The sequence below is a fragment of the Lentilactobacillus sp. TOM.63 genome (genome assembly GCF_030361045.1).
In the GTDB taxonomy this organism is placed as follows: Bacteria; Bacillota; Bacilli; order Lactobacillales; family Lactobacillaceae; genus Lentilactobacillus; species Lentilactobacillus dabitei.
The window spans coordinates 38,918-59,176 of the sequence record NZ_JAUCAP010000002.1 but is presented as its reverse complement, the minus strand read 5'-3'; the positions used below and the strand labels follow the sequence as shown (position 1 = coordinate 59,176).

Annotated in this window: 22 protein-coding genes and 1 other RNA gene; 4 read left to right on the top strand and 19 right to left on the bottom strand. The window is 41.9% G+C overall.

Going from position 1 to position 20,259, the window contains the following annotated elements:
* Positions 1–3 precede the first annotated feature (3 nt).
* The 15 genes from rimI to QUF07_RS00735 form a co-directional block, all read right to left on the bottom strand.
* A complete protein-coding gene (gene rimI, locus QUF07_RS00805) occupies positions 4–579 on the bottom strand; it encodes a ribosomal protein S18-alanine N-acetyltransferase (RefSeq protein ID WP_056981147.1) in 576 nt (191 codons plus the stop codon).
* Positions 563–1,288, bottom strand: coding sequence for a tRNA (adenosine(37)-N6)-threonylcarbamoyltransferase complex dimerization subunit type 1 TsaB (gene tsaB / locus QUF07_RS00800; RefSeq protein WP_217164112.1), 726 nt, complete (start codon positions 1,286–1,288; stop codon positions 563–565). The genes rimI and tsaB overlap by 17 nt, the downstream gene beginning before the upstream one ends.
* Before the next feature lie 23 nt (positions 1,289–1,311).
* On the bottom strand, positions 1,312–2,067 hold the full coding sequence (locus QUF07_RS00795) for an acyl-[acyl-carrier-protein] thioesterase (RefSeq protein WP_217164111.1): 756 nt from the start codon (positions 2,065–2,067) through the stop codon (positions 1,312–1,314).
* A 19-nt stretch (positions 2,068–2,086) separates the two neighbouring features.
* Positions 2,087–2,962, bottom strand: coding sequence for a 16S rRNA (cytidine(1402)-2'-O)-methyltransferase (rsmI, locus tag QUF07_RS00790; RefSeq protein WP_217341989.1), 876 nt, complete (start codon positions 2,960–2,962; stop codon positions 2,087–2,089).
* A 9-nt stretch (positions 2,963–2,971) separates the two neighbouring features.
* Positions 2,972–3,304, bottom strand: coding sequence for a DNA replication initiation control protein YabA (locus QUF07_RS00785; RefSeq protein WP_054746762.1), 333 nt, complete (start codon positions 3,302–3,304; stop codon positions 2,972–2,974).
* Between the two features lie 7 nt (positions 3,305–3,311).
* On the bottom strand, positions 3,312–4,337 hold the full coding sequence (gene holB / locus QUF07_RS00780; protein WP_217164107.1) for a DNA polymerase III subunit delta': 1,026 nt from the start codon (positions 4,335–4,337) through the stop codon (positions 3,312–3,314).
* An 11-nt stretch (positions 4,338–4,348) separates the two neighbouring features.
* The gene (gene darA, locus QUF07_RS00775; protein ID WP_056981155.1) at positions 4,349–4,675 is read right to left on the bottom strand and encodes a cyclic di-AMP receptor DarA; all 327 of its coding nucleotides are present in this window, start codon (positions 4,673–4,675) and stop codon (positions 4,349–4,351) included.
* Positions 4,676–4,678: 3 nt separating this feature from the next.
* Positions 4,679–5,329 carry a dTMP kinase gene (gene tmk / locus QUF07_RS00770; protein ID WP_217341990.1) on the bottom strand — a complete coding sequence of 217 codons (651 nt, stop codon included), beginning with the start codon at positions 5,327–5,329 and terminating at the stop codon, positions 4,679–4,681.
* A 200-nt stretch (positions 5,330–5,529) separates the two neighbouring features.
* Positions 5,530–5,799 carry a YaaL family protein gene (locus tag QUF07_RS00765; RefSeq protein ID WP_054746765.1) on the bottom strand — a complete coding sequence of 90 codons (270 nt, stop codon included), beginning with the start codon at positions 5,797–5,799 and terminating at the stop codon, positions 5,530–5,532.
* 15 nt (positions 5,800–5,814) lie between these two features.
* Positions 5,815–6,414: a recombination mediator RecR gene (gene recR, locus QUF07_RS00760; protein ID WP_217164104.1), complete on the bottom strand. Its 600-nt coding sequence runs from the start codon at positions 6,412–6,414 to the stop codon at positions 5,815–5,817.
* A 22-nt stretch (positions 6,415–6,436) separates the two neighbouring features.
* Positions 6,437–6,748 (bottom strand): YbaB/EbfC family nucleoid-associated protein, encoded by a 312-nt coding sequence (locus tag QUF07_RS00755; protein WP_054746766.1) that lies wholly within the window; start codon positions 6,746–6,748, stop codon positions 6,437–6,439.
* Between the two features lie 18 nt (positions 6,749–6,766).
* Positions 6,767–8,536 carry a DNA polymerase III subunit gamma/tau gene (dnaX, locus tag QUF07_RS00750; protein WP_217164102.1) on the bottom strand — a complete coding sequence of 590 codons (1,770 nt, stop codon included), beginning with the start codon at positions 8,534–8,536 and terminating at the stop codon, positions 6,767–6,769.
* Positions 8,537–8,798: 262 nt separating this feature from the next.
* Positions 8,799–8,885, bottom strand: an RNA gene (gene ffs, locus QUF07_RS00745) — signal recognition particle sRNA small type.
* A gap of 45 nt (positions 8,886–8,930) precedes the next feature.
* Complete coding sequence (tadA, locus tag QUF07_RS00740) at positions 8,931–9,404, bottom strand: tRNA adenosine(34) deaminase TadA (protein WP_217164100.1); 474 nt, start codon at positions 9,402–9,404, stop codon at positions 8,931–8,933.
* A 9-nt stretch (positions 9,405–9,413) separates the two neighbouring features.
* Positions 9,414–10,022, bottom strand: coding sequence for a class I SAM-dependent methyltransferase (locus QUF07_RS00735; protein ID WP_217164098.1), 609 nt, complete (start codon positions 10,020–10,022; stop codon positions 9,414–9,416).
* A 157-nt stretch (positions 10,023–10,179) separates the two neighbouring features.
* On the opposite strand from QUF07_RS00735, the gene nrdH reads away from it, so the two are divergent.
* The 3 genes from nrdH (at position 10,180) to nrdF (ending at position 13,646) form a co-directional block, all read left to right on the top strand.
* The gene (gene nrdH, locus QUF07_RS00730) at positions 10,180–10,410 is read left to right on the top strand and encodes a glutaredoxin-like protein NrdH (RefSeq protein WP_056981188.1); all 231 of its coding nucleotides are present in this window, start codon (positions 10,180–10,182) and stop codon (positions 10,408–10,410) included.
* Positions 10,411–10,514: 104 nt separating this feature from the next.
* Entirely contained in the window at positions 10,515–12,680 is a 2,166-nt protein-coding gene (gene nrdE / locus QUF07_RS00725; RefSeq protein WP_289426597.1) for a class 1b ribonucleoside-diphosphate reductase subunit alpha, read from the top strand.
* Positions 12,681–12,689: 9 nt separating this feature from the next.
* The gene (gene nrdF, locus QUF07_RS00720) at positions 12,690–13,646 is read left to right on the top strand and encodes a class 1b ribonucleoside-diphosphate reductase subunit beta (RefSeq protein WP_217164096.1); all 957 of its coding nucleotides are present in this window, start codon (positions 12,690–12,692) and stop codon (positions 13,644–13,646) included.
* A 121-nt stretch (positions 13,647–13,767) separates the two neighbouring features.
* Here the strand turns inward: nrdF and QUF07_RS00715 are convergent, their stop codons facing one another.
* The 4 genes from QUF07_RS00715 to QUF07_RS00700 all read right to left on the bottom strand — a co-directional run bounded on the left by QUF07_RS00715 (position 13,768) and on the right by QUF07_RS00700 (position 18,533).
* Complete coding sequence (locus tag QUF07_RS00715) at positions 13,768–14,754, bottom strand: D-2-hydroxyacid dehydrogenase (RefSeq protein ID WP_289426596.1); 987 nt, start codon at positions 14,752–14,754, stop codon at positions 13,768–13,770.
* Positions 14,755–14,870: 116 nt separating this feature from the next.
* A complete protein-coding gene (locus QUF07_RS00710; protein ID WP_289426595.1) occupies positions 14,871–16,337 on the bottom strand; it encodes a UDP-glucose--hexose-1-phosphate uridylyltransferase in 1,467 nt (488 codons plus the stop codon).
* Between the two features lies 1 nt (position 16,338).
* On the bottom strand, positions 16,339–17,340 hold the full coding sequence (gene galE, locus QUF07_RS00705) for a UDP-glucose 4-epimerase GalE (protein ID WP_056981169.1): 1,002 nt from the start codon (positions 17,338–17,340) through the stop codon (positions 16,339–16,341).
* A gap of 26 nt (positions 17,341–17,366) precedes the next feature.
* On the bottom strand, positions 17,367–18,533 hold the full coding sequence (locus tag QUF07_RS00700) for a galactokinase (protein WP_289426594.1): 1,167 nt from the start codon (positions 18,531–18,533) through the stop codon (positions 17,367–17,369).
* Positions 18,534–18,811: 278 nt separating this feature from the next.
* Here QUF07_RS00700 and QUF07_RS00695 point away from each other — a divergent pair, with 278 nt between their 5' ends.
* On the top strand, positions 18,812–20,182 hold the full coding sequence (locus QUF07_RS00695; protein ID WP_217164088.1) for a sugar porter family MFS transporter: 1,371 nt from the start codon (positions 18,812–18,814) through the stop codon (positions 20,180–20,182).
* The last annotated feature ends 77 nt before the right edge of the window (positions 20,183–20,259 follow it).

Below are 20,259 nucleotides of genomic sequence, written 5' to 3'. Positions count from 1 at the left end.
TCATTAACCAATTTTTGTAATGTCCAAAATCATATTAAGGGCATCTTCTCGATCGTTATAATAATAATCTTTCTTAAGCCCGTTATCCACAAAACCGATGTCTCGGTACAGCTTCTGGGCACGAGTATTACTAACCCGTACTTCAAGAGTAACCTTATCATATTCCATCTGGCGGGCTTTTTTAATAATGGTTGTGACCAAAAAGTACCCCAATCCATGATTCTGAAAATTGGGGGCAACCGCCACGTTCGTGATATGACAATCCTTTGTATGGTCATTTAAAGAACAACCGATAAATGCAACTAACCAGTCATTTCTGCGCAAAACCAGGTAAAGGCGATCGTTTTTTCGCATCAGTTCACTTCGAAAAGCGCGGTCGTCCCAGGGAGTTTGACCACCATATACAGATCGCTCAATCCCCAAAATTTCCGGAATATCGGGAATCATTGCTTTGGCCAAAAAATACTTAATTCCGTTGATTTCAACATCGTGATTTTTAATGTCAAGATATCGTTCGCGGAGTTGAGCATCTTTATTATAAAAATTTTTGTTAAACCAATTTTTAAATTTTTTCAACATAATTGTGCGTATCCCCGTTGGGATGAAGCTTTTTCCAATCCGCTTCAGCTTTGGTTAATCGTAAATAGCGTGGTACGACGGCATCGACGTTCGTAACCGGATCAACCTGTTTGCCATAAAGTCCTAAACGAGCAGCATTAGGAAGATCGGCCAACTTGTCTGCAACAATGAGTCGATCTCCTAATGCGTGACGCATCCCCTCCTCGAAAGCATCGGTATCCCCAACAATCATAATCCTCTGATTATAAGGTTCAAGTAATTCTAACCACTGGTCCAAATTGATATGTTGATCCTCGATCAATTCGATTGGGTTACCGTCATCACCAATTTGATATAAGCCAGTGAACATATTCTGATTCCGCCCATCAAAGATTGGATTGACCAGAACACCTGGTTGAGACACATTAAGACAAAGGGTCAACAAACTAGAAACCATCGTTAACTGAATTTCCAAAGTCGCGGCGATCGTCTTAGCTGCAGTCACGGCCATTCGAATGCCTGTATAAGATCCAGGCCCGGCAGCAACGACGACTCGATCTAAGTCGTTCGGTTTGAGGTCAGATTTGCTGACTAAATCCTCAATAATTGGCATCAAAAATTCGGCATGTTTTCGATGAGTTGTAATGGTTGTTTGTGCTAATAAATGGTCATCATCCAAAACCGCCACCGAAAGTGGTCGATTGGAAGTATCAATTGCTAAAATTTTCATTGTTTTTATTTACCCTTGCCTTATTATCTATCATTCCAAACAAACGTTGCACTTGCAGAAATGGCGTCGTTTGAAGTCACCTCATGGATTGTTTTAATTTTATCATTATCTTCAGAATCGACAACTACTGAACTCGTGACAATATTGCCGTATTTGACTTCATTATCAAAACGAATATCAATTTGGGCTGGTGTGTGACTGTCTAAAAATGCCATTGGTAAAGAGTCCAACATCCACTCCAAATAATGAGCGTTATTCACATGACCATTAAAATCAATATCACTGCAGCGAACTTGGTATTTTTTAGAATCCGCCTTAGTTAAATCCTTAATAATTTTTGGCCGAGGTAGCCGAGGCACTCGTTTAACTTTTTCAGATTGGTATGGAGCAATGATTTCGGGGGTCATGGGGGTAATCTTCCGCTTTTCTTCGTCCATTAATACCCAAATGCTTTCAACCTTAACCAGTTCATTGCCTTGCTCATCCTGTAGCCAGAATTCTCGGTAGGCAAAGTAACGATTATAAGAAGTTCCTCTGGTTGTCATTTTGACCGTATCCCTATTTTTAGGTAACTGATTAATTTTAATCGAGTATGAAATCACGACCCAACCAATGCCGTACTTAGAGATAAGTGCGGCTTGATCGACTTCCAACGACTCATTTTGATGCTCAGAAGCTAAAATTAGCACATTGATGAGCATGGGAATGGTAATGTTATTATTAACATCACATTCATAGAATGGAATGGTATGGAACTCGCTAAATTGTTTGGCAGCCATGGACACTTCTTCTTTCCGTTTACTTGATGTCGTGATATTCGTTATAAATTACTTGCTTTTTTAAGTTATGATCTTTGGCAACCCGTTTGATCGCCTCGTTAACCGATAAGCCATTCTTGATGTGGAAATCAACTTGCTGATTAACGCTCATCCCTTCAAGTGGGTCATCATGTTCAATCTCAGGATTTGCATTACCCGCTACTATAATAACAAATTCCCCACGAATTTCAGTAGAATCTGCCCATTCATACAAGACAGCTAAATTACCACGAATAAATTCTTCGTGTTTCTTAGTCAATTCACGGCAAAGCGCAGCCTTCCGTTGTGCACCAAGTTGTGTTAATAGCGACTTTAACGTCTTTTTTAGCCGATGAGGCGCTTCATAGAAAATCAGGGTTTCCGGTCGATTTTGTAATTCCATGAGTTCTTCTCGTTGTTCCTTTGGCTTACGGGACAAAAAGCCATAAAAGTAGAAGGGTTGCGGAGAAACGCCAGAGGCAATTAAAGCCGTAATCCCCGCATTAGCACCAGGTAATGGAACCACATTGATTGATTGCTTGATACATTCAACCACCAATTCATGACCAGGATCGCTGATCGAAGGCATCCCTGCGTCACTCACCTGGGCAATCGTTATCCCCTGTTTTAACTTAGCGATCAATTCAGGAATCCTCTGAGCAGTATTGTGTTCATGAAAACTGATTTGCTTAGTTTCAATGTCAAAATGATTGAGTAACTTTTGGGTATTCCGAGTGTCTTCAGAAGCAATCAAATCCGCCTCTTTGAGGATTTGAACTGCTCGGAACGTCATATCAGACAAATTGCCAATTGGCGTTGGCACTAAATATAAACTGCCATATTGAGTTGACGAATCAAAACTTTTTTGTGTTTCCACGATTATCCCCTAATCTCTGCGGCCATAGATAATGTCAGTACAAAAAATACAGTCTTCATCATTTTCGCGGCGTTTACCATAATACTCGTTGCAAACATGGAATCCTTCATTATACAACTTCTCAAGATTTTTACGTGATTTCGATAATTGTGGAGAATTTTGCCCTACTTTTTCGGTAATCTCGGTTACTCGTTCCCTTAAATGTTGGTTTTCAATTTCCAATTCGGCATTTTTCTCCATCAATTCAATTAACGATTCATGCAAATGTGAGAAATTAACCGCTGTGGCGTTAAGTCGGGTATCCATCTCTTTTAATGCATCATATAAACTTTGAGATTCCACGATTTTATCACCTTTCAATAAACGACGACTTGGCAATTTTTAGGATATTCAAGGTAGTCGATTCAATAATATTCTGGAAATTCACGTTCACCTTCATTTGGTCATTCATGGCCAACAACTCATCAAACATCTTCATGAGCTGCCCGGAAGTCCATTCTGTTACAGCTTGATGCATCTGATCGTTGACCGAAGGAAATTTTGATTGATCATCACTAAGCGTCCCGTACTTCATCTCCAAAACATCATCAAAAATGTTGATCATCATGGTTAGAACCACTCGCTGCCGATCCTTATTACCAACGATTGGCATGATCGACATTTGAATGAACGGCATTGCCATCAAGTTTCCCTTCACCAAATAACCAAACCACTTTGAAATCAGCTGTTGCATCTCACCAAACCAATTATCTTTGAGTAAGTCATCAATTTCACGACGACTATTTGTAATCGCCATTAATAGATTAACCTGGCTAGGCAAAACGCCACTTTGTTGTAATTCGGCAACCATTTGCGGCTTGCTTAAGCTCGGAAACTCAACCACTTGAGTTCGAGAAATGATCGTTGGTAAGACAAGATTGCGATTTTGACTGATCAAAAAGCTGACAACATTGCCTGTCGGCTCTTCAATGAATTTTAACAAACTGTTTGCTGCTCCAGTTGTCATCTTTTCGGCATCCGAAATAATGAAGACCTTTTTGGAGCCCTCCATCGCACTTTTAGTGAATTCACTTTTAACGTGACGAATTTGGTCGACCTTAATACTCTGACCATCAGGCTTGGTCACGACAACATCCGGATGATCGTAATGCATAATTCGGATACATTCAGGACATTTTCCACACGGGACACCATTCGTGACATTTGTGCAGAATAACCGCATAGCGACTCCCATCGCGACGGCAAACTGCCCCGCCCCCTCTTCGCCTGTGAAGAGGTATGCATGAGACAGTTCATCTTGATTAACTAAATTCATAAATTGCTTAAATAGTTGTGGCTGTTTTTCCTTGGCAACCTGGACAATATTTTCTGCCATGAATTTCCCTTCTAAAACTGGTGGAATTGATCAATCGGCAACACCATCACGGTCGCCCCACCAACTTGAACCTCAATCGGAAATGTGTGCTCTGCGGTATCGCCATTCAGGCTCACTGGCGGTGTCATAAATTGCTGACGGGCTGAGCAAGTTTCCTTGATGAGCTCAAGAGTTAGGTCGACTTTGTCATCATCGATTGCAATCAAGTAGGTCGTGTTCCCTGAGCGCAAGAAGCTTCCAGTGGTGGAGAAACGGGTAGCAATAATATCATGGGCAACAAAGACTGACCGTAGCTTGTTAGCATCTTTATCTTGAACGATCGCGATTACTAATTTCATAAATCAACTCTCCTTAAAATACTCGGCTGCAATTTGATGAATTGTCTCAATGGTGTCTGTCACAACTTGTTGAAATGGCCGGGTAGCGTCAATTGTTACAAATCGATCGGGATTAGCCGCCCTAATTGCCGTATAACCCTTATGAACCCGTTGATGAAAAGCAGTGGTTTCGACATCTAAGCGATCAATTTTACTACTGTCCCGGTGCTTCTCAATTCGTTTTAGCCCAACCTCTACAGGAATATCAAAATAAATTGTCTTATAAGGAAGTAATTGTTCAGTGGCAAATTCATTCATTTTGGCAACTTGTGCCATTCCAATTTGGCGACCGGATCCTTGATAAGCGACCGAGCTGTCCACGTAACGATCACAAAGGACTAGCTTACCGACAGCTAACGCCGGCAAAATTGTTTCAATTAAATGTTGCCTTCGAGCAGCAGCGTACAGTAATGCTTCGGTTCGATAATCCATTTCGGTGTTATCCCGATCTAGGATCACTCGTCGAATTTCCTCGGAGATCTTGTTGCCGCCAGGCTCTCTGGTCACTAACAATTGATCGCCAATCTCTTGATCAAATTGTTCAACCACCTTGTTCATAACGGAAGTTTTGCCAGCGCCATCGGGTCCTTCAAATGTTATAAACTTACCCTTCAAAACAATTCCCTCACTTCTTAATTTAACTCAATTGTACGATATGTTGTTTTACCTGTCTATTTCAAAAGAAAAGAGTGATCTTTCATTTAACTGTGCATTTCATTCTTGATCGCTCAATCCACGATTAAATATCAGTCACTCTTTGATATTGAAGCCCCAGACTCACCGGGTTCTCCAACTACACCCAGCCAGCCTACTCTCTAGGATTCAAAATCGTTCCGATCGTAGCTAATAACGGATGGTTGAATTTGGTTGTTCTTAATTTTTCTGATTCGAGCTTCTTTATATATGAAGAAATATTTCTGTCTTGCTAAAGCAGTTTCCTGCTCCATCTCAATGTCACTGTCAGCAACAGCATTTTGAGTCTGGGCGGCATGATCCCACTCTTCTTTTAAGTTATTAATTAGCTCGAGAAGCCGTTGGTCGTATTCAGTTTTAACATCACGCCGCTTTAACCGGTTAAAAAACATCGTTTCGACCTCCTACTAAATTTCCGTTCGTCCTTCAACTGCCTTAAATAGTGTTACCTCGTCGGCATACTCAATGTCAGATCCAACCGACAATCCATGGGCGAGACGGGTCACTTTGATGCCGGCAGGTTTAATTAGCTTACTCAAATACATGGCGGTTGCTTCGCCTTCAGGAGTCGCATTAGTGGCAACAATCACTTCTTTAACTGCTTTATTTTTTTGCAGCCGTTTAATGAGCGAACTGATGTTAAGATCTTCTGGGCCTTTACCTTCAATCGGTGATAAAACGCCATGTAGCACGTGGTACAAGCCGTGATATTCTTGAACTCGTTCCATCACCATCACATCTTTAGGTTCCTCAACTACTAAAATGGTCGATTGATCGCGATTCTTATCACGACAAATTTCACATGGATCTTCATCGGTCAAATTCCCACAGATTGAACAGTAATAGAGATCTTTTTTGGTTGCCATGAGTGCTTTAGAAAAATCGGCAACATCGTCCTCATTCATATCAACGGTATAAAAGGCCAGTCGGGTAGCGGTTTTGCTTCCGATTCCCGGCAGTTTCATGTAACTCTCAATTAATTTTGCGATTGGTTCAGGATATTGCATAGTTTTCCCTTCTAAATCAGGATTACATTCCAGGAAGTCCCTTTGTGTATTTACCTAAAGTTTGTTGCGTCGTTTTCTCAACGGCAGCCAAGCCGTCATTCACAGCGGCCAATACTAAATCAGCAAGCATTTCTGGGTCATCTGGGTCAATTGCTTCTGGCTTGATTTGAATGTCAGTCATTTTTCGTTCGCCATTAAAGGTGACCTTAACCATATCATCTGGCGCAACCCCAGTGAATTCTTGTTCTTTTAAGTTTTCTTGTTCCTCTGCTAATTGTTTTTGCATTTTTTTCATTTGCTTCATCATTTTGTTTCTGTTCATACCATTCATCATAAGTCATTTTCCTCCACTTTAATCGTTTTTAATATCTAAAATTTCTTTACCAAACAACTCTTCAGCTTTCTTAACGACGGGGTTCTTGTTCCCATCATCGCTAGGATGGGCTTTTGGGTCTGGATCATCTGCTTCCTGCTTTCCGCCACCGGCAATTTGATCCTTGTGATTCTTCAAATACTCACTTCGAATATCCGGCCATTGATTTTCAGGCACAAACACAATCTGAGGGGCTTTGCCGACAATCCGATCCAGGTTATTCCCAAGGGCATCCTTTAGTTCTGTATCCCCTTGAGCCTTCTGATACAAGAACGAATAATCGAATGCTACAATCACCCCATCGGCACTCGCCGCAACCGGTTTGGAAACGTGCATGACGGCTCGTTGCGTAACTGATAGTGAATTCATTAAATCCGGCCAAACTTCTTTGAATTGGTTTAATTGCTGACGGGTAGCCGATCCTAAAATGGGATAAATTTTGGCGATCTCAACGTGTGCGTTAACCGGCTTAGCCTCAACCGACTTGGAAGCTGCCACAGCCGGAGCTGAAGGACTCTCTGATCCAGTTGCCGGTGTCTTTCGTAATTGCTCAATTTCCTGTTGCAATTGGGCAACCTGGGTGGTCAATTTTTCAATTCTACTGTCAATTTCTGGTGCATTCTGGACCGGCTGTGGTGCAGGTCGAGAAGCAACAGCTGTCTGCTCGTCTAAATGTGTAATCTTAACTGTCAACACTTCCAAATAAACGTCCGGATGAGCTGTGTATCTGAGTGAATTGGAGATGTCATTGAGTTCATTAATCATTTGATAAATATCTTGATCACTGATTTCAGTACTCAGCGTCTTGAATTTCTCATCGACGACTCCCAGTTCCATCTGTTCGACCATTTGTGGATCCTGCTGATAAAGAAGAATGTCTTGGCAGTAACTGGTCAAATCTTCAACAAACCGACTGGCATCCTTGCCGCCATCCAGGATCTTTTGAACGGTTATCAACGCGCTTTTGGTATCTTTTTGATGAACCTGATCCATGTAAGTTGTTAGCAAATCATTAGTGACACTGCCAGTAACTAACAGGGCATTTTCGTAGGTAATTTGATTATCCCCGTAAGACATTGCCTGATCCAAAATACTAAGGGCGTCGCGCATCCCACCTTCAGCCGCTTTGGCAATCAACTTCAGTGCCTTGTCATCATAGTCAACTTTCTTCTGTTGCAGGATGTATTCCATTCGTTCCAGAATATCTTTGGGTTTGATTCGCTTAAAATCAAACTTCTGGGTTCGTGAAATAATAGTTGCGGGAATCTTGTGAGGCTCCGTCGTCGCCAAAATAAAAATCACATTAGCAGGCGGCTCCTCCAGCGTTTTTAGCAGCGCATTAAACGCGCCTGTTGAAAGCATATGAACTTCATCAATAATGTAAACCTTGTAATCAGCCTGAGTGGGCGCATATTTTGCTTTATCTCTAATATCACGGATTTCTTCAACCCCATTGTTAGATGCCGCATCAATCTCAATAACATCGTTGAGACTTCCATCATTAATTGCCTTACAAGTTTCACACTCATTACAAGGTTCGCCGTCCTTTAAATAATGGCAGTTCACAGCTTTGGAAAAAATTTTAGCTGCTGAAGTCTTCCCGGTTCCTCGCGGGCCGGTAAATAGATATGCATGACTAATTTGTTTAGTAATCAAGGCGTTTTTTAACGTACGTGTAATGATTGCCTGACCGACGATTTCATCGAATCGCTGTGGTCGCCATACCCGGTATAAAGCTTGATAGCTCATTACTAAACCCTCCAAAAAAGATAGCCAACTTTTAAAAACATCTAATAAAAACGTCTAAATAATTATATGATGAAATGAAGAATAATGCCAATACAAATGTGGCTGAAGAAGTTGATCATTCTCAACTTGGTTGCCTTCTCAGCTGATTGTTGAAATTATAAAGGATTGATTTGCTTGGCGATTGCCCCTCCAATTACTCCCACTTTGATCTGGGCACTTCACAAAAAAATCTCCCAGCATCTCTGCTGGGAGTCTAAAGTTCATAATCAAGAGACACAAGGTCGATGATACTTAGTGCTGCTTCCTTCCGGATCTGACACAGTTCGTAACCCGACCCTTGTCTCAGGGCCTTGCGGCAATATCTATCATAACTTACTATGAGAAAAATTTCCAGTCAGTTTTTCTTTTTTCTTTTTCGAGCTGCTTTAAAGAAGTCTTTCATGATCTGTGAACACTGCTTGCTGAGGATTCCTTCGGTCACGTTTACCTGATGATTCAGCCGATTGTCTTCTAACACCTGATACAAACTTCGTACTGCACCGGCCTTAGGATCCCTTGAGCCAAAATAAACTGAACGGATACGTGAATTGACAACTGCCCCCGAACACATGAGACACGGCTCAATCGTTACATATAAATCACAATCAATTAATCGCCAGCTCTGGAGCATCCCGCAAGCTTCCTGGATGGCCATAATTTCTGCATGGGCAACCCCATCGTTTAAATGCTCCCTCAAGTTGTGGCCACGGCCGATAATCACACCGTCGTGCACCACAACCGCCCCAATTGGAACCTCACCAATCACAAATGCCTTTTGTGCTTCAACAAGTGCAGCTCGCATGTATTGTTCATTAATCGAAGTTGTCATCAATCAACCTCACTGTTTGACGCTTTGCAAAATGTAGTAACCCTTATCCCGCTTCACAATCGTGCAGTTACCAAAGATTTGAGTCATCAATTTTTTGGCGGATGGGGCACCCTGTTTCTTTTGCAGCACAACGGTCAACGTCCCGTTTGGAACCAAGTGGTCACTGGCGCCTGTGATCATTGCATCAACAACTTTTTTACCAGCTCGGACAGGCGGGTTGGTAACAACCGCGGCATACTGATCGGTCACTTGGTCATAAACATCACTGGTAAAAATGTGAACGTTGTCGACTCGATTATCCCTGGCGTTTTTCTGAGCCAACGATAAGGCCAGCTCGTTGACGTCAACCATATCAACTTCTCGTTTAGGGAAGGCCTTGGCAATTGCGATGCCGATTGGCCCGTAGCCGGTTCCCAGATCAAGAATTTTACCAGCGGGAATCAGATCATAGTTCACATTTTTAACAAGCACCCGACTTCCATAATCAACCGTGTGCTTGGAGAACACTCCGTTGTCTGAAGTGAACGTTAAGTTGTTTCCTAGCAACGAAAAGTTCCATGTCAACGGATTTGAGGCAACATCCGGATTCTTGGAATAATAAAATTGGTTATCACTCATAAAATAGCTCCTGTTCTCTTTTTTGGGAGAGATCCCATATTTGGTGGATACAAGTTTTAAAATCACAATATATTGTGTTCTTATCGTTGATTTTTCTGCCAGTTAGTGTAAACTGTAAGCATAAATCAAAAACGAGTTGAAGGGGAAGATGATTCAAATGTCAAAAATTACTTTATATTCAAAAAACAACTGTATGCAGTGTAAAATGACTAAGCGTTACCTGACTGAACACAATGTTGACTTCGAAGAACACAATATCAACGAACAACCACAATATGTCGATTACCTTAAAAAACGCGGTTTCATGGCAGTTCCCGTTGTCGATGTTGACGGCAAGCAAGCATTCAGTGGTTTCCGACCAGATCAACTTCAGTCAATCGCCGGATAAGAAATCATTATTCATTCTACCATATTCACTTAAGTACTTACGGGCGAAACCACATTTGGTCTCGCTTATTTTATTCGCAAATTTAAGAAAGCGTGGTTCAAACTATGTCACTTCACAACTTAACGGACACATCCTATTTTGACTTAAATAACGAGATCAATATCCCGGTTAACGGCCAAATTCCATTGCAAAAAGATCAAGAGGCCCTGCAAGCCTTTTTAGACAAAAACGTTGGCCCAAACTTGGTTAAATTTGACAGCCTCAAAGATCGTTTTGATTACTTGATTAATCACAATTATTATGAAAAAGACTTTATCAACCAATACGACTTCAGTTTTATTGAAAAGTTGTACACCTATCTTAAGGAACAGGACTTTCATTTTAAATCATTCATGGCGGCTTACAAGTTTTATGCCCAATATGCTTTGAAGACAAATGATAATGATTCATATCTGGAAACATTCCTGGATCGGGTTGCCGTGAATGCCCTCTATTTCGCTGACGGCGATGAAAATCTGGCAATGAATTTAGCTGATGAAATTATTCACCAACGATACCAGCCGGCAACTCCATCTTTCTTAAATGCGGGTCGGGAAAATCGAGGCGAATTTGTTTCGTGTTTCTTGATTCAAACAACCGACGATATGAACACAATCGGTCGAACGATTAATTCTGCCTTACAATTGTCCAGAATTGGCGGCGGAGTTGGCATCAACCTTTCAAATTTGCGAGCTGCTGGCGATCCCATCAAGCACATTGAAGGCGCCGCATCAGGCGTTGTTCCGGTTATGAAATTATTGGAAGACAGTTTCTCCTATTCTAACCAATTAGGTCAGCGCCAAGGTGCCGGAGTCGTTTATTTATCAGTCTTTCACCCAGATATTATTTCATTTTTGGGTGCCAAGAAAGAAAACGCGGACGAAAAGATTCGTTTGAAGACCCTATCACTTGGAGTGACGGTTCCAGATAAATTCTACGAGCTCATCAAGGCGGACGCCGACATGTACTTATTTAGCCCATACGACGTGGAACGTGAATATGGTCAACCATTCTCATACATTGACATCACAAAAGAGTATGACAACATGGTGGCTAATGACAGTATCAAGAAAACAAAGATTAAAGCACGGGACCTTGAAACTGAAATTAGCAAGCTTCAACAAGAATCCGGGTATCCATATATCATCAATATTGATACAGCCAACCGGGTTAACCCGATTGATGGGACAATCGTCATGAGCAATCTCTGTTCTGAAATTTTACAAGTTCAAACACCTTCAACCGTTGATAATGAGCAGCACTACATCAGACTGGGTAAAGACATTTCTTGTAATTTAGGCTCAACTAATATCAACAACATGATGAACGCCAGTGACTTCGGGCATTCAATCGAGACCATGGTTCGAGCGCTAACCTATGTCACTGACCATTCTAATATCGACGTTGTCCCTTCTATTCAAAAGGGCAACCATGAATCTCATTCAATCGGTTTAGGCGCAATGGGGCTTCACAGTTTCTTTGCCAAGCATCATATGCACTACGGTTCTCCGGAATCAATCGAATTCACCAGCACTTACTTTATGCTACTGAATTATTGGAGCTTGGTTGCCTCCAACAAGATTGCCAAAGAACGTGGCAAAACTTTTGATAACTTTGACAAGAGCAAATATACTGACGGTAGCTATTTTGATAAATATTTTACAAAATCTTTCGCCCCAACCTCTGATAAAGTAAAAGTATTGTTTGCCGATGATATGATCCCAACAAAAGAAGACTGGGAAGCCTTGAAGGAATCCGTCATGAAGTACGGCCTATATCATCAAAACCGTTTAGCAGTTGCCCCCAACGGTTCAATTTCATATATTAATGACACCACCGCGAGCCTACATCCCATTATTAACCGAATTGAAGAGCGGCAGGAATCTAAGATTGGCAAGATTTATTATCCAGCACCCTATCTCTCTAATGACACGATGCCTTACTACACCTCAGCTTATGATATGGATATGCGAAAAGTGATCGATATTTATGCCGCTGCTCAAGAACATATTGATCAGGGAATGGCGTTGACGTTATTTATGCGTTCAACCATCCCAGCCGGTTTATATGAATGGAAGGATGGCCGGACAGACAAGATGACGACTCGTGATCTTAACATTCTTCGTAACTACGCCCACAAAAAAGGTGTAAAATCAATTTATTACATCCGAACGTTCACAGATGACCAGCAAGAAGTTGGTTCCAATCAATGTGAAAGTTGTGTTATCTAGGGGGAAATTATGACTGAAAATTATAAAGCAATTAACTGGAACGCCATCGATGATCAAATCGACAAAGCAACTTGGGAAAAGCTGACTGAACAATTTTGGCTGGATACCCGAATTCCGCTATCCAATGATTTGTCTGACTGGCGAACATTAGATGAAGATCACCAATGGGTCGTTGGTCACGTCTTTGGCGGCCTGACCCTGCTTGATACGCTTCAATCTCAAGAAGGCATGGCATCTTTGCGAAAAGACGTCCAAACTCAGCATGAAACGGCCGTATTGAATAACATTCAATTCATGGAATCAGTTCATGCCAAGAGTTATTCATCAATTTTTTCAACATTGAACACGCCTGAACAAATTGATGAAATCTTCGACTGGAGTGATACTGAAGAATTTCTCCAGAATAAGGCACTCAAGATCCATGGCATTTACGTCAGCGAACCGGATCCACTTAAGAAGAAGGTTGCCAGCGTCTTCCTAGAAACTTTCCTCTTCTATTCTGGTTTCTACACCCCACTCTGGTATCTTGGTCATAACAAGATTCCTAACGTTGCCGAAATCATCAAATTGATTTTACGGGACGAGTCCGTTCATGGAACCTACATTGGTTACAAATTCCAAATCGGCTACAACCAATTGCCAAAGGACAAGCAGGAAGATTTGAAGAATTGGTTATATGATTTACTTTACAAGCTCTATGCCAACGAAGAGAAATACACGCACTTATTGTACGACCAGATTGGTTGGACTGAGGACGTCCTAACCTTTATCCGTTACAACGCTAACAAAGCCTTAATGAACTTGGGCCAAGATCCACTCTTCCCCGATACTGCTGAGGATGTGAATCCAATCGTGATGAACGGCATTTCAACTTCGACAGCGAACCACGACTTCTTCTCGCAAGTTGGGAATGGTTACCTGCTTGGAAACGTTGAATCGATGAATGATAGCGACTACGATATTTAGCAAGGGTCATTAAACCATCGTTAGAAATAGGAGGCTCCAAGATCAAACAGCATGCTGCTTGATCTTGGAGCCTCCTATTTTTTGCTTGATTGTTCTTAAAGCTTCCTATCGTGTCCGCCGGTTACTTCACAATATCGGCAACCGTCTTACCCGTGTAAAGATCTTTTAAATTATTCATTGAAATATTCACCATATTCATGACAGAGCGAGTCGTATGGAATGCAGAATGTGGTGTGATGAGAACATTGGGCATCATCGATAATTTGATAACGTCAGCGTTATTCACCTGCTTAGTGGAACGAGAATCTTGCAGATCAGCCGATTCATTTTCAATGGTATCAATCCCTGCACCGGCTATTTCACCACTTTGCAGTGCATAAATCAAATCATTGGTATCAACAATTGATCCACGGGCCGTATTAATCAGCAAGGCCGTATCTTTCATTGCTTCAAAAGTTTCATGATTAAATTCATGGTAATTATCATTGGTTGCCGGCATGTGAATGCTAATAATATCACTTTGGACAATCAGGTCCTGCAAACTATTTGTATAACGAAATTTGTTTTTCACTGGATACTTGTCATAGGCAACAACTTTTGCACCAAGGCCTTCAAACAGTTGAATGGCCTGCCGACCAATTCGACCAGTGCCGACAATTCCGACGGTTTGTTCACTCATAAGCCGACCCATGAAGTCGGGTGAAAAATGAAATTGCTGTTTCTGGCGTAACTGCTGTTGCATATAACCCACTTTTCGTGATAAGTAAAGGGCCATCGTCACCGCAAACTCAGCGATACTTTCCGGGCTATATGCCGGTACGTTGGTGACAGTCACCCCATTGTCGGCTGCAGCTTGTAAGTCAACATTATCAGTTCCAACGTTTCGCAATGACAGATATCTGATCCCCAACTTTTTAAAATCCTCGAATAAGGATCGGGAATAGTCAATTGTTTGCAAGCCTGAGATACCATCGAATCCACGGGCTTCTTCAATGGTTTCCTGCGTTAAAGTCATCGTGGTATAACTCACTTCAGTTTGATTATCTTTCCCCCATTTCTCGATAAACGGGATTTCGTCGTCCCTGACGTTATACGCAATAAATTTCATGATGCTCCTCCTAAACGAACAGAAATATGAAACGATTACATTAATTTTACCACAAAAAAGAAGGGTTCCCCAGCCACCCATTTGGGTGTAGCTGGCTGGAACCCTTCCATTGTTATTTATTTAATCGCCTTTACAAATCGATCAAAGGCGGCTTGACCTTTATCGTTCCACTTGTACACACCAGCATCTTCGAGAACTCTTGCGAATACCAGACCAACCTCTCTATTTACTAACTCCTCAGTATTTTTCTGAGTGAAGTGATCCTTTTGCTTCAATTGGTCCGCCCAAGGTTTATGATAATCTGCAATCTGATTATCTTCACCCAAAACATACTTTTCGACTTCCCTCATCTCTGTTTTCAGCCGGGCAGGCAAGATTGCCCTCCCCATCACTTCGATGAGACCAATATTTTCCTTTTTGATGTGTTGAACATCCTTGTGGGGATGAAAAATGCCATCTGGATACTCATCAGAGGTTTGGTTATCTCGAAGAACGATATTCATTTCAAATTGATCACCGTTCATTCGGGCGATTGGGGTAACCGTGTGATGACGGGTGCCGTTGGTGTAGGCGCGAATATCCACAGATTCGTCGGAATAATTCTTCCAAGTTTCTGCAATTCGAGTAGCAGCATCAACAACCTTATCAGCGTCTTTACTCATCAAGCGGATGGTTGCCATTGGCCATTTAACAATACCCGCTTCCAAACCATCAATTCCCAAATCAATTGGGCGATCGATGGTGGCTTTCATCATTGGGAAGGTATGTCGCCCTCCTTGATAATGATCTTGAGCCAGTAATGAGCCGCCGACAATCGGCAAATCGGCATTACTACCAACAAAGTAATGTGGCAGCTGCTTGAGAATATCGGTTAAATTAACAAACGTGCGTTGATTAATCGACATTGGCACATGTTTCTGATTTAAGAAGATGGCATGCTCGCCAAAATAAGCATATGGCGAATACTGAAATCCCCATGGCTCCCCATTGATCATCATTCGGATCACTCGGTGATTGCTGCGAGCCGGATAACCCAGACGTCCAAGATAACCCTCGTTTTCGATGGCTAACGGGCCAACCGGATAACTGGTCGATTTTTTACAGCCAGCTGCGGCGATTGCCTTGGGATCCTTTTCAGGTTTAGAAAGATTGATGGTGATTTCCAAGTCACCATATTCAGTTTCAGTCGTGTACGAAATATTTTTGGCAATTGCCCGTGTCCTAATATAATCGTTACTCTGGCTTAGATGGTAAAAGTAATCTGTAGCTTCTTCAGGAGATTCCTGATATTTTGTCCAAAAAATGGCATTTAATTTTGATGGAATCGGCGTTAATAAATCCATTAATTGGTCTTCCAGTATCTCCCGATTCGTAATCGAATCCTCGATTTTCCCGCGAGTCACAGCTAGGTCAACCAACTCATTAGCCAAATCAACGGCAGAGTCTTCATCGGTGGGGGAACCAAAGCCATCTCCGATCAACCGAAAAACCAAATTGGTGACATAGATTCGGTCAACATTGGTATAAGGCGAAGCCGATTTGATGATTAAATCAACGAATTTTTCAACAACTGTTCGGCTCATACTAATTTCCTTTCCGGTCATCATAACCCTTTGGGTGGGTCTGCTTCCAATTCCAAGCAGTCTTGATAATCTCATGAACATCATCAAACTGTGGCTTCCAACCAAGAACCTTGCGGGCTTTATCACTAGCGGCAATCAATGTGCTTGGATCACCGGCACGCCGAGGGCCCATTTTAGCTGGAATTGGCTTACCAGTCACTTCTCTGGCGGCATCCAACATCTGCTTGTTGGAGAACCCAGTTGAAGATCCCAAATTAAAGGCATCGGAATCATGACCAGCTTGCAGGTACTTGAGGGCAAGAATGTGGGCATCTGCCAAATCGACAACGTGGACATAATCTCGGACATTGGTACCATCTGGGGTGTCATAGTCATCCCCAAAAATCGTTAATTCGTCACGTTCGCCTGAAGCAACTTGCAGAATAATTGGAACCAAATGCGTTTCTGGATGGTGATCCTCACCAATTGACCCATCAGCCTTGGCACCAGCAACGTTGAAGTAACGAAGAGCAACAAACTTAATCCCGTAAGCAACGTCGCTCCAGTGCATAATCTTCTCCATGGCGAGTTTACTTTCCCCATAGGGGTTAGTTGGCACTTGGGGATCAGTTTCTTTAATTGGAATTTGTTTTGGTTCGCCATAAGTGGCTGCAGTTGATGAGAAAACAATCTTCTTCACATCGTGTTCATGCATCACTTCAAGCAAACTGATCATGCCACCGGTATTGTTGTCAAAATATTTCAAAGGTTTAGCCATTGACTCTGGAACAACCGAAAAGGCTGCAAAATGAATGACCCCTTCGATATTTTCTTTATCAAAGACGCCGCTCAAAAATTGCTTGTCACGAACGTCACCTTCATAAAACCGGGCTTTCGGATTAACCGCTGCTCTATGGCCAGTAACCAAATTGTCGACAACAGCAACGTCATACCCGTTTGCGATCAATCGATCAACGGTATGGGAACCAATGTAACCTGCGCCACCTAATACTAAAATTGCCATCTTAATATCCTCCTTCAACTTAAAAACTATTTAATTTCTCTTGGACCATCGGAAATCTCTGCAATATAGAATTCTGCTGGATGACCAACTTCTTGCTCGTAGACTTTACCAACGTTTCCCTGGAAAGCAGCCACCTTGTCCCGGTCAACAATGGCGATTGCACAACCACCGAAGCCGGCACCGGTCATCCGGGCACCAATCACCCCAGGCTGTTTCCAGGCGGTCTCAGCCAACGTGTCCAATTCCTTACCAGTTACCTCAAAGTCGTAATGTAACGAAATATGAGAAGCATTAATCAACTTACCAAATTGTTGGAGATCATTGTCTACCAACGCGTTTTTGGCCTGCAACGTACGTTGATTTTCAAATACCGCGTGACGAGCGCGTCGAATGAGAACGTCATCATTAATCAGATAACTATTTTCATCGAATTCAGTTTCGGTAAGGTCACCTAAACTACGAATATCAAGCTTAGTTTGTAATCGTTTCAAGGCTTCCTCACATTGGGCTCGGCGCTCATTATACTTGGAATCCTGTAATTGACGGTGCTTCTTAGTGTTCATAATGACGATCACGTTATGCCCCAACTTAACTGGAACATATTCATAATCTAAAGTGTTGGTATCGAGGAGGACCGCTTGATCCTTTTTCCCCATCCCAATCGCAAATTGATCCATAATTCCAGAATTAACGCCAATGAAATTGTTTTCAACTAATTTACCATATTTAACAAGGTCCAGCTCTTTGACATTAAGCGAAAAAACATCATTGATAATCTCGCCCGTCAATAATTCAATAGCCGCTGAAGAAGACAAACCAGCTGCGTCAGGCAGATTACCGTTAATTGCCAAATCAAACCCATGGGCAATTTGGTGGCCCTGGTTAATAACTTCTGCCATCATGCCTTTCGGGTAATTAGCCCAGCCATTGGCCTTATTATAAGTTAAATCTGCCAGTGAAAATTCAACAATCCCTTGGTCAGGGACGTTGGCTGAGTACATCCGAACCTGATCATCGTCACGTTCCCCATAAGCTGCGTATATACCCATGCTAATTGCACAAGGAAAAACGTGGCCGCCATTGAAATCCGTATACTCACCAATTAAATTAATCCGTCCAGGTGAAAAGAATACCCGACTAGCGTCATAACCAAATTTTTGCTTAAATTCAGTTTGTACATCTTCAGAAATCATAGTTTCATCCCTCTACTTAATTTTAGTAAACTTTACTTAAATAGAATTTACCTCATTTTTGAAGCGTTGTCAACCATCATTAATTGATTCAAAAGTCCCAACCCATCAATTCTTCATCTTTATTAACAGTGATCCACCACGATTTCTTGAAAATTCTAAACGATTCATCGCCTCCTAATGAAAGCGTTTGACCAAATCAACGCTGATTTGTATACTAATGTAGTAAAGTTCAGTAAATTTTACAATGAAAAAGATTATTAATTAGGGGATGTTTTTAGTTGGCTAAAGAAAATAATAACCAAACCCACTGGGGCTTTGTCACATTAATTGCCCTGGCTGCTGGAATGGCTGGACTTTTATATGGATACGATACCTCCTGTATTTCAGGAGCAATTGGATTTTTGAAGGATTTGTACCACCTGTCACCGGCAATGGAAGGCTTAATTACTTCCAGTATCATGATTGGTGGGGTTGTCGGGGTTGGTTTCTCCGGGTTCCTAAGTGATCGCTTCGGGCGCCGAAAGATCCTAATGATCGGTGCAATTCTTTTTTTCTTCGCGGCATTGCTTTCAGCATTTACCCGCACACCTGGAGAATTAATCACCGCTCGAATTGTTGGTGGTTTAGGAATTGGCTTGTCTTCCGCGCTTGCCGTTACTTATATTTCAGAGGTCGCTCCGGCAAATATTCGGGGGACATTATCATCACTTTATCAATTACTAACGACCATTGGAATTTGTGTCACTTACTTTGTAAACCTGACAATTGTTAATTTGCACTCTTATAATTGGACATTATTCCATGGTTGGCGGTGGATGCTTGGAATCGGCTCACTACCTGCCCTCCTATTTTTCATCGCATTATTATTTGCACCTGAGAGTCCCCGTTGGCTGATTTCAAAGGAGAAAGTTGAACAAGGCTTTAATATTTTGGTCAAAATTAACGGCGTCAAAGGGGCTCAAGACGAGATGACCACGATCGCGACTGCAATCCGACGTGATCGAAATTCCACGTTGGCCAAATTATTTCAACCAGGCTTACGACGAGCTTTGTTCATCGGCATCTTTTTAGCCTTTTGTAACCAATCAGCTGGGATGAACGTGATTATGTACTATGGGCCGACAATCTTCAAGATGGCTGGCTTTGGTGGTAACTCCGAATTCATGGCCACTGCTGGCGTGGGTGTCGTGAACATGCTGGCAACAATCATTGCCACTACATTAATCGACAAAGCTGGCCGAAAGCCATTAATGATGACTGGATCAGTTTTAATGACCCTTTTTAGTTTAGCTATTGCCCTTATGTTTGGTGGTAACAGTGGCCTCATTCTTTTATTCTGTGTCTTTGGTTTTGTCATTTCATTTGCTTTTTCAATGGGTCCAATTCCTTGGATCATGATTCCAGAGCTCTTCCCAACCTACTTACGAGCAAGAGCTTCGGGAATTTGTACCGTGATTCTTTGGGGCGCTAACTTTGCGGTTGGCCAATTCACGCCAATGATGTTAAGTGCCTGGGGTGGTAAAATAACCTTTATTTTCTTCATGATAATGAATATTATCGGCTTCTTAGGCGTTTGGAAATTTGTTCCAGAAACCAAAGATAAGCCACTGGAGGAAATTGAATCTTACTTTATGCCAAAAACAAAATAAAAACAGAATTTTGAAATCGCCATTATTCAAAAAATCGTAAGCCTGAGTTCCGTTCTGGCTTACGATTTTTAAATTTC

Excerpts from the sequence above, each read along its gene's own strand:
- rimI (WP_056981147.1), bottom strand. The coding sequence starts at position 579 with ATGTTGAAAAAATTTAAAAATTGGTTTAACAAAAATTTTTATAATAAA.
- tsaB (WP_217164112.1), bottom strand. The coding sequence starts at position 1,288 with ATGAAAATTTTAGCAATTGATACTTCCAATCGACCACTTTCGGTGGCG.
- QUF07_RS00795 (WP_217164111.1), bottom strand. The coding sequence starts at position 2,067 with ATGGCTGCCAAACAATTTAGCGAGTTCCATACCATTCCATTCTATGAA.
- holB (WP_217164107.1), bottom strand. The coding sequence starts at position 4,337 with ATGGCAGAAAATATTGTCCAGGTTGCCAAGGAAAAACAGCCACAACTA.
- darA (WP_056981155.1), bottom strand. The coding sequence starts at position 4,675 with ATGAAATTAGTAATCGCGATCGTTCAAGATAAAGATGCTAACAAGCTA.
- QUF07_RS00765 (WP_054746765.1), bottom strand. The coding sequence starts at position 5,799 with ATGTTTTTTAACCGGTTAAAGCGGCGTGATGTTAAAACTGAATACGAC.
- recR (WP_217164104.1), bottom strand. The coding sequence starts at position 6,414 with ATGCAATATCCTGAACCAATCGCAAAATTAATTGAGAGTTACATGAAA.
- QUF07_RS00755 (WP_054746766.1), bottom strand. The coding sequence starts at position 6,748 with ATGATGAATGGTATGAACAGAAACAAAATGATGAAGCAAATGAAAAAA.
- dnaX (WP_217164102.1), bottom strand. The coding sequence starts at position 8,536 with ATGAGCTATCAAGCTTTATACCGGGTATGGCGACCACAGCGATTCGAT.
- tadA (WP_217164100.1), bottom strand. The coding sequence starts at position 9,404 with ATGACAACTTCGATTAATGAACAATACATGCGAGCTGCACTTGTTGAA.
- QUF07_RS00735 (WP_217164098.1), bottom strand. The coding sequence starts at position 10,022 with ATGAGTGATAACCAATTTTATTATTCCAAGAATCCGGATGTTGCCTCA.
- nrdH (WP_056981188.1), top strand. The coding sequence starts at position 10,180 with ATGTCAAAAATTACTTTATATTCAAAAAACAACTGTATGCAGTGTAAA.
- nrdE (WP_289426597.1), top strand. The coding sequence starts at position 10,515 with ATGTCACTTCACAACTTAACGGACACATCCTATTTTGACTTAAATAAC.
- nrdF (WP_217164096.1), top strand. The coding sequence starts at position 12,690 with ATGACTGAAAATTATAAAGCAATTAACTGGAACGCCATCGATGATCAA.
- QUF07_RS00715 (WP_289426596.1), bottom strand. The coding sequence starts at position 14,754 with ATGAAATTTATTGCGTATAACGTCAGGGACGACGAAATCCCGTTTATC.
- QUF07_RS00710 (WP_289426595.1), bottom strand. The coding sequence starts at position 16,337 with ATGAGCCGAACAGTTGTTGAAAAATTCGTTGATTTAATCATCAAATCG.
- galE (WP_056981169.1), bottom strand. The coding sequence starts at position 17,340 with ATGGCAATTTTAGTATTAGGTGGCGCAGGTTACATTGGTTCCCATACC.
- QUF07_RS00700 (WP_289426594.1), bottom strand. The coding sequence starts at position 18,533 with ATGATTTCTGAAGATGTACAAACTGAATTTAAGCAAAAATTTGGTTAT.